Below are 11,949 nucleotides of genomic sequence, written 5' to 3'. Positions count from 1 at the left end.
ACGATAAGGATGCAATTGCAAGTATTTGCGACGATATCGGAGGTTCATGGCTTCTCTCGACTCGGTCAGCATCGCCATCTTTCTGGGCGCCATTTTGGTGATGGCAGGCATCCTGTCGAGCCTGCTTGCATTGCGCTTCGGGGCGCCGCTGCTGCTGGTGTTCCTCCTGATCGGCATGCTGGCGGGCGATGCCGGGCCGGGCCAGCTCAGCTTCGATGATGTCCGCACCACCTATCTGGTCGGCTCGGTGGCGCTGGCGCTGATCCTGTTCGACGGCGGCCTGCGAACCAAATTTCAGAGCATTCGCACGGTGCTGGCGCCCTCGATGGTGCTGGCGACGATCGGCGTATTGCTCACCGCGCTGATCACAGCGCCCGTCGCCAAATACGCGCTCGACCTGAACTGGACCGAGTCGCTGCTGGTCGGCGCGGTGGTGGCGTCGACCGATGCTGCCGCGGTGTTTCTGCTCGTCCACACCCAGGGCCTGCGCCTGCGTCCGCGTGTCGGGGCGACGCTGGAAGCGGAATCCGGCACCAACGATCCGTTTGCGATCTTCCTCACCTTGATGCTGGTCGAGTTCATCTCCATCGGTCAAAGCTCACCTGGGCATGTCGCATTCGAACTCGCGCGTGAAGGTCTGCTCGGTGCCATCTTCGGTGTGGTCGGCGGTCGCCTGGTGGTGCTGGCGCTCAATCACATGGCGCTGCCGCAGGGCTTGCATGCGCCCTTCGTCACGACCGCTGCATTGGTGGTGTTCGGTGTCGCGCAGACTGCACACGCGTCGGGCTTTCTCGCGGTCTATCTCGCGGGAATCATCGTCGGCAACCGGCCGACGCGCGCCCATAATTCGGTGGTGACGTTTCTCGATGCCGCGACCTGGCTGGCGCAGATCGTGATGTTCGTCCTGCTTGGGCTGCTGGCGTCGCCGCAGCGCCTGCTGGATAGCGTCGGTCCGGCCGTGATCGTGGCGCTGGTGCTGATGTTGGTGGCGCGGCCGCTCGCGGTATTGCTGTGCCTGGTGCCGTTCCGGTTCAACTGGCGGGAAAAGATTTTCATCGCCTGGACCGGGCTGCGTGGCGCGGTCGCGATCTTCCTCGCCTCGATCCCGATGCTGGTCGGATTGCCAAAAGCCTATCTCTATTTCGACGTCGCCTTTGTCGTGGTCATCATCTCGCTATTGCTGCAGGGCTGGACACTGGCGCCGGCGGCGCGGTGGCTGCACGTGGCGCTGCCGCGCGTCGAACGCGGTCCACGGCGCGTCGAGCTCGATCTGCCCGGCCAGCTCGAGCAGCAACTGGTCGGCTATCCGGTACGGGCGAAGAGCCTGTATTTCCGGCGCGGCCTTACGCCATCCTGGTCAAAGCCGACGCTCGTCATCCGCGACGAGCGGATTCTCTCGCCCGCCGAGGCCGATCCGATCGAAGCCGGCGACTACGTCTATTTGCTGGCGCCGCCGGAAAAGGCCGAGGCGCTGGACCGCTTCTTTGTCGATATGCCGCCGAGCACGGCGCCCGACCCGCATCTGCTCGGGGATTTCATGGTGTCGGGCGAGCACACGCTGGGTGAACTGGCGGAGGTCTATGGCGTCACCACCACCGAGGATCAGGCCAAGCTGACGCTGTCGGATTATTTCGATATCCATCTCGACCACGCGCCGAAAGCAGGCGCGGAACTGGCGCTCGATCCCATCGTCCTTGTCGCGCGCAACATCAGTGGCGGCCGCGTCAACGTGGTTGGCCTGCGGCTGCCGGAAGAGGAGGAGAAAGTCGTACCCCTGACAAGCTGGCGGGCCTTCAAGCGCAAGCTTGCGGATATCTGGTCGTCGGTGGCAGGCGTTTGATCGCCACAACACTCTTTCGCTAGCCTTACTGCGTCATAAGTCCCTCATGGTGAGGAGCGCGAAGCGCGTCTCGAACCATGAGGCCCGTCTGTGGCCCGCATCCTTCGAGACGCCCGCTTCTCGCGGGCTCCTCAGGATGAGGGGTGAGCAGCTATGACGTAGTACAACTAGGGTCCGTCGCAGAGCGCGCCGTTTGGATTCGACGCAGGGCGCGCGTTGCGCCAGAGTTACTCCTCCAGCGTAAATCCGACTCGCAAGGTGACCTGGTAGTGGCGAACCGACCCATTTTCGATATGGCCTCTGGTCTGCACGACCTCGAACCATTTCAATTCGCGAATGGTCTTTGATGCGCGGGTAATGGCGTTCTGAATGGCATCCTCGATGCTTTTTTCGGACGATCCGGCGAGATCCAGGATCTTGTAAACGTGATCCGTCGTTCCAGCGGTACTGGGCATTGCAAACCTCCGTTGCGGCGATTGGTGCCTACTTCCTCCTGCTCAACGTTCTGATGCGATCAGGAGCGCGTCCATTCTGAACGAGTTCTCAAGCTCTTCAGTTCCATCGAAAGCCGGTGGCTAATGGGGCGATTGAGCGAACGAAAAAAGGCCCCAGCCGTCGGCTGAGGCCTTCCCGTCATGTACTATGCGCTCTCAATAGATGTAGGGAGCGCAGACGTACACGGTGCGCGGACCATACTTGGTGAAGATGGTCTTGTAGCAGCTTCCGCCGACATAGAACGACGTTCCAAAGTGGCGATGGCCCCAGTGACCATGCGCATGATGGCCATGATGACCGTGGCCGTGATGACCATGGCCATGATGACCGTGACCGTGGCCATGATGGCCACCATGCTTGCCGCCGGCGGACGCCGGTGCGACCGCAGCCGCGGTCATGGCAATGGCGGCGACGGCAGCGAGGGTAATGTTACGAAACATTTACATTCTCCAATCCAGGCGTGATTGCCTGCTATGCCCTTGAGACGCGCCGCGTACGGAGAAAGTTCGAGGGTTTTTTGTGAACGCGCGTTCAGGTGTGACCTACAGCACGCAGCAAGCGTTCAGTGGCATTCCGCCCTTTGCCAATGCGGTCAAGAAGCGCGATCCTGCGCTCCTCTGATGCAATATCCGCAGTTGAGGAATGAACCGAGTGTCATTAGCCTGCGGGGAACGGCCGCTTCACGGCCGCACGGTGGAAACGCAGGAGAGACACAACAATGTCCGGCCCCTCTGACGACCAGCTCGGCTTTGCGCCCGATTATGATTCTCCCGTTCCCTATATGCAGCGGACCCGCGACTACTACGCGGCGATTGGCTACACCACGCCCTACCGCTGGGCGCATTATGTCGACGCGCCGTTCCAGTCGCTGAAAAAGCCGCTCGCGCAATCGCGCGTCACCATCGTCACCACGGCCGCCCAATATGATCCCACCAAGGGCGATCAGGGATCGGGCGCGGCGTACAACGGCAGCGCCAAGTTCTACCAGGTCTATGACGGCGACACTTCGAAAGAGCACGATTTGCGCATCTCGCATATCGGCTACGACCGCAAGCACACCACGGCAACCGACAGCGGCACCTGGTTTCCGCTGCCGCAGCTTCTGAAGGCCGCCGCCGCGGGACGGATCGGCGAGGTCGCGCCGCGCTTCTTCGGAGCGCCGACCAATCGCAGTCACCGCGTCACCATCGAGGTCGACGCGCCCGACATCCTCGCCCGCTGCCTCGCCGACAAGGTCGATGCCGCCGTGATCGTGCCGAACTGCCCGGTCTGCCATCAGACCTCTGCTCTGGTCGCGCGCCACCTCGAGGCCAACGGCATCGCCACCGTGGTGATGGGCTGCGCCAAGGATATCGTCGAACATGCCGCCGCGCCGCGTTTCCTGTTTTCGGATTTCCCGCTCGGCAATTCCGCCGGCAAGCCGCATGATGTGGAGTCGCAGGCGCTGACGCTCGAACTGGCGCTGCGGCTACTCGAGTCCGCGCCCGGCGCGCGCACCACGATGCAGTCGCCGTTGCGCTGGAGCGAGGATGCTTCCTGGAAGCTAGACTACAACAACGTCTCGCAGATGAGCCCGGAAGAACTAGCACGTCGCCGGGCTGAATTCGACAGGCAGAAAGAGATCGCGCGCGGCAACCGCGCGGCGTGACGGGCTACTTCCCTTCTCCCCTTGTGGGAGAAGGTGGCAGCCGAAGGCTGCCGGATGAGGGGTATCTAACCGCGCATTCGGTGTTCGCCGAGACAGACCCCTCACCCGTCCGCGACGCTTCGCATCGCGTCCACCCTCTCCCACAAGGGGAGAGGGAAGAAGAAAACGCAGGAGGATACCCCTTTGACCCGACCGTTCGAAGGCGTGAAGATTCTCGACTTCACGCAAGTGCTGGCTGGCCCCTATGCGAGTTACCAGCTCGCGCTGCTCGGGGCCGACGTCATCAAGGTGGAGCGGCGCGAGGGCGAGGATATGCGCCGCACGCCGCTGAGCCGCGAATGGGCTGAACGCGGGCTCGCGCCGGGCTGGCAGGCGATCAACGGCAACAAGCGCAGCCTCACCCTCGATCTCTCGAGACCGGAAGCGATCACCATCGTCAAGCAGCTCGCCGCCCAGGCCGACGTGGTGATGGAGAATTTCCGCCCCGGCGTGATGGACAAGCTCGGCATCGGCTATGCCGCGCTGTCTGAGATCAATCCGCGGCTGATCTATTGCGCCATTTCCGGCTTCGGCCAGACCGGGCCGGAACGGCTGGGCGCCGGCTATGACGGCAAAATCCAGGCGCTATCAGGCATCATGTCGATCACCGGCCATCCTGAGACCGGGCCGACGCGGGCGGGCTTTGCGGTTTGCGACGTGCTGTCGGGAGCGACCGCAGCCTTTGGTGTGTCGAGCGCACTGTTCCAGCGCATCCATACCGGCAAAGGCCAGTTGGTTGACGTCTCCATGCTGGAGGCGACGCTGGCGTTTCTGTCCGGGCAGGTCGCGGACTATTCGGTCGCCGGCCACCGCCAGCAGCTTTCCGGCAATCAGGCCGTGAGCCGAAGGCCGACCGCCAATTTGTTCAAGGCCGGCGACGGCTATCTGCTGCTCGCCGTCAACAGCGAGAAGCAATACCGCGCCTTGATGACCGCGCTCGGCCGCGCCGATGCGCTTGAGGATTCCCGCTTTGCTGACTGGTTTGCCCGTCAGGAAAACGAGCCGGCGCTGCGGGCCATCATCGAGGAGGCGCTGTCCAGGAAGGACCCACGCGAGTGGGAAAAGCTCCTGGAAGCCGCAGGCGCGCCCTGTGCCAGCATCTGGAAGATCGAGGAGGTGATCAACCACCCGCAGATCGCCGCGCGCGGCGCCATTCAGGAGATCGATACGCCCTATGGCCGCCTGCGCTTTGCCGGCAGCGGCTTTCAGCTCGCCCATGGCGGCGGAAGGCTCGACCACATGGCGCCCGCGCTCGGCGCCCACACCGACGAGGTGCTGGCTTCGCTCGGCTATGACACGAAGGCGATCGCGGAACTGCGCGCGCGCGAGGTCGTCTAGTTCTACTGACCCTCATGGTGAGGAGCGCGAAGCGCGTCTCGAACCATGAGGCCCGGCCTGTGGCCTACATCCTTCGAGACGCCCGCTCCGCGGGCTCCTCAGGATGAGGAGTTTGAGCGGCGAACGCAGTAGAACTAGCGGTAGCCGGGGCAGGGCGGCTGGTCCCTGTCCCGTTTTTAGCATGCCCGCGCATGGCGACCCTGCACCAAGCCGCTTTAAGCGGCCGGGCTTACCGTCTAAAAGACGCCTTTCCCGCTTCCAAAAGGATAGATCATGCCCGCCTATCGCTCCCGAACCACGACTCACGGCCGCAACATGGCGGGCGCCCGCGGCCTCTGGCGCGCCACCGGCATGAAGAACGAGGACTTTGGCAAGCCGATCATTGCGGTGGTCAATTCCTTCACCCAGTTCGTGCCCGGCCACGTGCACCTGAAGGACCTCGGCCAACTCGTCGCGCGCGAGATCGAGAAGGCGGGCGGCGTCGCCAAGGAGTTCAACACCATCGCGGTCGATGACGGCATCGCGATGGGCCATGACGGCATGCTCTACAGCCTGCCGTCGCGCGAAATCATCGCCGACAGCGTCGAGTACATGGTCAATGCGCATTGCGCCGACGCGATGGTCTGTATCTCCAACTGCGACAAGATCACGCCCGGCATGCTGATGGCGGCGCTGCGCATCAACATCCCGACGGTGTTCGTCTCCGGCGGCCCGATGGAATCAGGCAAGGTCAACCTCAAGGGCACGATCCGCGCGGTCGACCTGATCGATGCCATGGTCGCAGCCGCCGACAGCAATGTCAGCGATGCCGACGTGGAGGTGATCGAGCGCTCGGCGTGCCCGACCTGTGGTTCGTGCTCGGGCATGTTCACCGCCAATTCCATGAACTGCCTGACCGAGGCGCTTGGCTTGGCGCTGCCGGGTAACGGCTCGGTGCTGGCGACGCATGCCGATCGCAAGGGTTTGTTCGTCGAGGCCGGGCACCTGATCGTCGATCTGGCGCGGCGATATTACGAGCAGGAGGACGAAACCGCACTGCCGCGGACGATTGCAAACTTCAAGGCGTTCGAGAACGCGATGACGCTCGACATCGCCATGGGCGGCTCGACCAACACGGTGCTGCATCTGCTGGCGGCGGCTTACGAGGGCAAGGTGCCGTTCACGATGCAGGACATCGACCGCTTGTCGCGGCGCGTTCCGGTGCTGTGCAAGGTCGCACCGTCGGTGGCGGACGTGCATCTGGAAGATGTGCACCGCGCCGGCGGCATCATGGCCATCCTCGGCGAACTCGACCGCGCCGGGCTGCTCAACCGTGGTCTGCCGATGGTTCACTCCAAGACGCTGGAGGACGCGCTGAGCCGCTGGGATATCAAGCAGACCAAGAGCGAAAGCGTCCGCAAGTTCTTCACGGCGGCGCCGGGCAATGTGCCGACCCAGGTCGCGTTCAGCCAGGAGCGCCGGTTCGAGGAACTCGATACCGACCGCGCCACCGGCTGCATCCGCGACGCCGCGCACGCTTTCTCCAAGGATGGCGGCCTCGCGGTGCTCTCGGGCAACCTCGCGCTCGACGGCTGTATCGTGAAGACGGCAGGCGTCGACGAGAGCATTTTGAAGTTCGAAGGACCGGCGCGGATTTTTGAAAGCCAGGATGCCGCGGTCGAAGGTATTTTGGGCGGCAAGATCAAGGCCGGCGACGTCGTCGTGGTCCGCTATGAAGGACCCCGCGGCGGCCCCGGCATGCAGGAGATGCTGTATCCGACGAGTTATTTGAAGTCGAAAGGGCTTGGAAAAGTCTGCGCGCTGATCACCGATGGCCGGTTCTCCGGCGGCTCCTCGGGCCTGTCGATCGGACACATTTCGCCGGAAGCGGCTGAAGGTGGCCTGATCGGTCTCGTGGAAGACAGCGATCTGATCAAGATCGACATCCCCGCGCGCTCGATCAGCCTGGCGGTGGATGACGCGACGCTGGCGAAGCGCCGCGAAGCCATGCTGGCCCGCGGGGCGGACGCTTGGAAGCCCGCCAAGAAGCGCAGCCGCAACGTGTCGATGGCGCTGAAAGCCTATGCCGCGCTGACCACGAGCGCCGCCCGCGGTGCGGTGCGCATCGTGCCGGAGTGAAATCTTGCGCGGGCTTTCTTACCTCTCCCGCTTGCGGGGGAGGTCGGATCGCATCGTAGATGCGATCCGGGTGGGGGCTCTCTCCACACGAATAGTGTGACTGGCCACGCGAACAGTGCGACTCGTGGAGACACCCCCACCCCGGCCCTCCCCCGCAAGCGGGAGAGGGGGCGGTCCCGTCGCGGCCGCACTTAATTCACGCTGCCTACGTCAGCACCTTGACGCCGCCGAGCGCGGTGACGCGGCCGCGCTTGAGCATCACGATCTGGGTTGCGAGCTGGCGTAGCTCGGCCGCGTCGTGGCTGACATAGACCATGGGGATGCCTTCGTCGCGCAGCCGCACCAAATAGGGCAGGATTTCCTCCTTGCGGCCTTCGTCGAGCGATCCCAGCGGCTCGTCCAGCAGCAACAGCCGCGGCTTCGATAACAGCGCGCGGCCGAGCGCGACGCGCTGGCGCTCGCCGCCGGAGAGTTTTCCCGGTCGGCGATCGAGCAGATGGCCGATATCGAGCAGGTCGGTGATGCGCGTGAATTGCGCGGGATCCGCCGCGAGGCGGTTCATGCGCCGGCCGTAGTCGAGGTTTTGCCGCACGTCGAGATGCGGAAGCAGCCGGGCGTCCTGAAACACGTAGCCGATCCGGCGCCGGTGCGGCGGCACGTGGACGCCTGCGGAAGTATCGTCGAGCATCTCATCGTCGAGTGCGATGATGCCGCGATCGGGCCGCAAGAGCCCTGCGATCATGTTGATCAGCGAGGTCTTGCCGGCGCCGGATGCGCCGAACAGGCCGGTGACGCGGCCCTGGCTTTCGAAGGAAGCCTCAAGCGAGAATTCGCCGAGTTGCTTGGTGACGTCAACGCGCAGCATCGGTCAATTCCCGTGCAGGCGTTTGGTCGCGCGCCGCGCGAACCATTCGGACGCCATCAGCGCGCCCATCGCGATCACAGTGGAAACGACAACCAGCCGTCCGGCCGCGGCATCGCCGTCCGGCGTTTGGATCAGCGAGTAGATCGCCGATGAAATGGTTTGGGTTTCGCCGGGAATGTTGGAGACGAAGGTGATGGTGGCGCCGAACTCGCCGATGGCCTTGGCAAAACCGAGCACCATGCCGGCCAGCACGCCCGGCAGCGCTAGCGGCAGGGTTACCGTCGCAAACACCTGCCAAGGTGCGGCGCCGAGCGTGCCTGCCGCCTGTTCGAGGCGACGATCGACCACCTCGATCGAGAGCCGGATCGGCCGTACCAGCAGCGGAAACGACATGATGCCGCAGGCAAGCGCGGCGCCGGTCCAGCGAAACGCGAACACGATGCCAAGGTTGTCGGCGAGCCACGCCCCGACCAGGCCACGGCGGCCGAAGGTCAGCAGCAACAAATAGCCGGTGACAACCGGTGGCAGCACCAGCGGTAAATGAACCAGGGCGTCGAGGACCGATTTGCCCCAGAACTCACGCCGCGCCAGCAGCCACGCCAACGCGATGCCGAACGGCGTCGCCACCAGCGTTGCGATGATGGCCACCCGCAGCGACAGCAGGATGGCGGTCCATTCGGCCGGCGAGATCTCGAACATCAGGTTGACGGGCTGACGAGGAATTTGAAGCCATGTTTTTCAAAGATGCCCTTCGCCGCGATCGAGCGTAGGAAGACGAGATAGTCTGAGGCTTCCGGCTTCGCGATCGTCGTCGCCGCGACGGGATAGATGATCGCGGGATGGGAATCGGCCGGAAAGGTGCCGACGATTTTGACCCCGGGCTCGGCCTTGGCGTCGGTGGAATAGACGATGCCAAGCGCGGCCTCGCCGCGCGCCACCAGCGTCAGCGCGGCGCGAACGTCAACGGCCATCGCAAATTTCGGCTCGGCCGCCTGCCATGCGCCGAGTTTCTCCAGCGCTGCCTTGGCGTATTTGCCGGCGGGCACGGATTTCACGTCGCCGGTGGCGATCCGGCCGTCGCCGGCGAGTTTTGCAAGATCGAAGCCGGGGCCGATGTTCACCTGGTCGATTTTGGAATCCTTCGGTGCGATCAGCACGATGCTGTTGCCGAGCAAATTGATCCGGCTCGGTTCGTTGATGGTCTTCTTCCCGATCGCGTAGTCCATCCAGTCGGTATCGGCGGAGATGAATATATCGGCCGGTCCGCCCTGTTCGATCTGTCGGGCGAGCGCAGAACTGGCGGCATAGCTGACGGTGATCTTGACGCCTCTCTTCGCGGCATAGGCGGCGTCGATCTCGTCGAGCGCATTCTTCATCGAGGCCGCGGCGAAGATGGTCAGCGATTTTTCCTGCGCGGCGACGGGCGAGAGGATGGCTGCCAGTGACACGGCGAAGGCCAGGACAAGGCCGGCAAGACGATTCATCGGGCGCTCCATGCATGATTGCGAGCTGCGATTTGCCGCGCGCAAGACAGGCGTTGGTTGGGGTAAGGCGACCATCGGAAGCGCCGTTCCGGTATTCCCCGAAAGACTTGCGGTCGATCGGGATATCGCCAGCCCTGACAATAGTCAGGATGGGAAAGGAGGTAAAGGCGGCTGCACCGGCTTGCAAGGTGCAGCCGGGCTGTCAATGGTGATGGTGTCGTTTGTGCCCGCCACTTCCGTAACCCCGCAACTCCGCATATCTGGTCATCTGCGACGGGGTCAAAATGCTGCCGGTCGACAAGTGATATTTCAGATGGGTCTCGCGCAGCATCCCTTGCGTGGCGGCAACGGCCGCGGTGGACGCCTTCAGGCTTTCGGGCGTGACGGTGCGGGTGGCAAACTGCTTGTCCAGTTCGGCTTCCTGCTCGATCAGCTTGGCGCCCAACGGCATCGCTTCGGCCTTCATGGAATCGAACAGGCGCTGCATGCTGGCGCGTTGCTCGGCGGAGAGTTCGAGCTTGTCGGCAAGCTCGAGAACGTGCAACGGCCCCGGATAGCCGTTCAGTTCGGCCGCGAGCGCCAGGCCCATTCCGCGGCCGGCGCCAAGATCGGAAATCTGCTGCTCGGAGAGCGCCTTGATCGAGCGCGTCTGCATTCCTGCATAAGGGGTCTGTGCGTGTACGCTCGTGACGAATGCGATCGATGCAATCAGGGGCCAAATCTTCATCGTTGTTCTCCGCTGGGTCTGCTTGACACTTCGTGTTTGGCATCCGGCGCGGTCAGCACCGTCTTGCAGGCGGGCGGCAGCGCTGCCATCGTCATCGGCGGCTTCGGCTTCGGCGGCACTTTCGGCGGTTTCGGATGCAGCACCGCGTCGCTGAACCAGTAGGCAAGGTCGGCGGGCTGGCAGCCTTCGCCCTCGTTCGGCTCGGGCTGGCTTTCGCATTCGCTGGCGCCGGGCGGGCATTTCATGCGGATGTGGAAGTGATAGTCGTGGCCGTACATCGGCCGTACCTTGTGGAGCCAGCCGCGGTCGCCCTTGGCCTCGCGGCACAGCGCTTTCTTGATCGCGGCATTGACGAAGATGCGTTGCACGCTGGGCTCCAGCGCCGCGGCGCGGATCACGGCAAGATGCGTCGGCGTCCAGGTCTGCGGATCGATGTCGAGGCGGTCGTTGCGCACCATCATCACCGCCGACATTTCCTCGCGCTCGTTGCGCGACAATTGCCGGTTCGGCATCGGCGTCAGCCAGATGTCGGCATCTAACCCCACCTGATGGCTGGCATGCCCGGTCAACATCGGCCCGCCGCGCGGCTGCGACATGTCGCCGACCAATATGCCGGGCCAGCCGGCGTCCCGGCGCGCTCTTGCGGCCAGCCGCTTGACCAGCGCGACCAGGTCGGGATGGCCCCAATAGCGATTGCGCGACAGCCGCATCACCTGCCAGGTATCGCCGTTGATCGGCAGCCCTTCCGCGCCCGCGATGCAGCCATGGGCATAGAACCCGTGCACGCGCGTCGGCATTGCCGTCGGCAGCACCTTGCGGCCGAACAGTTCCTTGGCGGCGATACTGGGATCATTGGGATTGGCGAGCGGCGGCAACGGTTTCGGGTTGACCGTGCCTCTGTCCTGCGCCCATGCGCTTGCAGCATAGGCGGCGGCTAGCAAGGCTATGAGGGGGATCAGAAACAGGCGAGGGTTCATCGGACCAGAGAGTTCAGTGATCACTCAATTCGCGCAAACGTAGCATGAAATCGGCAACAGGGGAGAGGCGCGGCTAGCACAATTGCGTGGCCCCCACGCCAGCGCAACAATCCGCGCAACATCCGCATCGGGGGCAATTCACGCCTGCCCTCACTGCAACTCGATGTTGGCCGACTTGATCACCGCGGCTCACCGCTCGATTCCTCGCGCACGTAAGCGGATGACTTGATCACGACGTGGTACCGGAAGCGCAAGCCGCGGCATCTTCGCTGTGCTGAACGAGGGTTGCACGTGGTCGTATTAACCGCGCGATAACTCTCTCGGTCGTTGCTGACATTTATGCGCACGTTCGGCGTTTCGCGCATTCCTTGTGCATTCGCCGCGCGAGCAGCTTTGCTTGGTGGCCGCACGTCGATTT

Annotated in this window: 11 protein-coding genes; 4 read left to right on the top strand and 7 right to left on the bottom strand. The window is 63.8% G+C overall.

The window, feature by feature from the left end:
• Positions 1-46: 46 nt before the first annotated feature.
• The gene (locus YUO_RS0132585; RefSeq protein ID WP_028350995.1) at positions 47-1,840 is read left to right on the top strand and encodes a potassium/proton antiporter; all 1,794 of its coding nucleotides are present in this window, start codon (positions 47-49) and stop codon (positions 1,838-1,840) included.
• A 227-nt stretch (positions 1,841-2,067) separates the two neighbouring features.
• On the opposite strand, the gene YUO_RS0132580 is transcribed toward YUO_RS0132585, so the two are convergent.
• The gene (locus YUO_RS0132580) at positions 2,068-2,295 is read right to left on the bottom strand and encodes a dodecin (protein WP_028350994.1); all 228 of its coding nucleotides are present in this window, start codon (positions 2,293-2,295) and stop codon (positions 2,068-2,070) included.
• Between the two features lie 195 nt (positions 2,296-2,490).
• Positions 2,491-2,775 (bottom strand): hypothetical protein, encoded by a 285-nt coding sequence (locus YUO_RS45360; protein ID WP_083754800.1) that lies wholly within the window; start codon positions 2,773-2,775, stop codon positions 2,491-2,493.
• A 278-nt stretch (positions 2,776-3,053) separates the two neighbouring features.
• On the opposite strand from YUO_RS45360, the gene YUO_RS0132565 reads away from it, so the two are divergent.
• The 3 genes from YUO_RS0132565 to ilvD all read left to right on the top strand — a co-directional run bounded on the left by YUO_RS0132565 (position 3,054) and on the right by ilvD (position 7,478).
• Positions 3,054-3,983 carry a glycine/sarcosine/betaine reductase selenoprotein B family protein gene (locus YUO_RS0132565; protein WP_028350992.1) on the top strand — a complete coding sequence of 310 codons (930 nt, stop codon included), beginning with the start codon at positions 3,054-3,056 and terminating at the stop codon, positions 3,981-3,983.
• 183 nt (positions 3,984-4,166) lie between these two features.
• Positions 4,167-5,360 carry a CaiB/BaiF CoA transferase family protein gene (locus YUO_RS0132560; protein ID WP_028350991.1) on the top strand — a complete coding sequence of 398 codons (1,194 nt, stop codon included), beginning with the start codon at positions 4,167-4,169 and terminating at the stop codon, positions 5,358-5,360.
• A gap of 273 nt (positions 5,361-5,633) precedes the next feature.
• Positions 5,634-7,478 (top strand): dihydroxy-acid dehydratase, encoded by a 1,845-nt coding sequence (gene ilvD, locus YUO_RS0132555; RefSeq protein WP_028350990.1) that lies wholly within the window; start codon positions 5,634-5,636, stop codon positions 7,476-7,478.
• Between the two features lie 205 nt (positions 7,479-7,683).
• Here the strand turns inward: ilvD and modC are convergent, their stop codons facing one another.
• The 5 genes from modC to mepA form a co-directional block, all read right to left on the bottom strand.
• Entirely contained in the window at positions 7,684-8,343 is a 660-nt protein-coding gene (gene modC, locus YUO_RS0132550; protein WP_028350989.1) for a molybdenum ABC transporter ATP-binding protein, read from the bottom strand.
• Between the two features lie 3 nt (positions 8,344-8,346).
• A complete protein-coding gene (gene modB / locus YUO_RS0132545; protein WP_028350988.1) occupies positions 8,347-9,042 on the bottom strand; it encodes a molybdate ABC transporter permease subunit in 696 nt (231 codons plus the stop codon).
• A complete protein-coding gene (modA, locus tag YUO_RS0132540; protein WP_028350987.1) occupies positions 9,042-9,827 on the bottom strand; it encodes a molybdate ABC transporter substrate-binding protein in 786 nt (261 codons plus the stop codon). The genes modB and modA overlap by 1 nt, the downstream gene beginning before the upstream one ends.
• 202 nt (positions 9,828-10,029) lie before the next feature.
• Positions 10,030-10,554, bottom strand: a complete 525-nt coding sequence (locus YUO_RS42425) for a Spy/CpxP family protein refolding chaperone (RefSeq protein ID WP_051379750.1) — start codon at positions 10,552-10,554, stop codon at positions 10,030-10,032.
• On the bottom strand, positions 10,551-11,531 hold the full coding sequence (gene mepA, locus YUO_RS0132530) for a penicillin-insensitive murein endopeptidase (protein WP_028350986.1): 981 nt from the start codon (positions 11,529-11,531) through the stop codon (positions 10,551-10,553). Before mepA ends, YUO_RS42425 begins: the two co-directional genes overlap by 4 nt.
• Positions 11,532-11,949: the final 418 nt, after the last annotated feature.

The sequence above is a fragment of the Bradyrhizobium murdochi genome (assembly GCF_000472965.1).
GTDB classification, from domain to species: Bacteria; Pseudomonadota; Alphaproteobacteria; order Rhizobiales; family Xanthobacteraceae; genus Bradyrhizobium; species Bradyrhizobium murdochi.
This window is presented reverse-complemented; position numbering and strand designations above follow the sequence as displayed.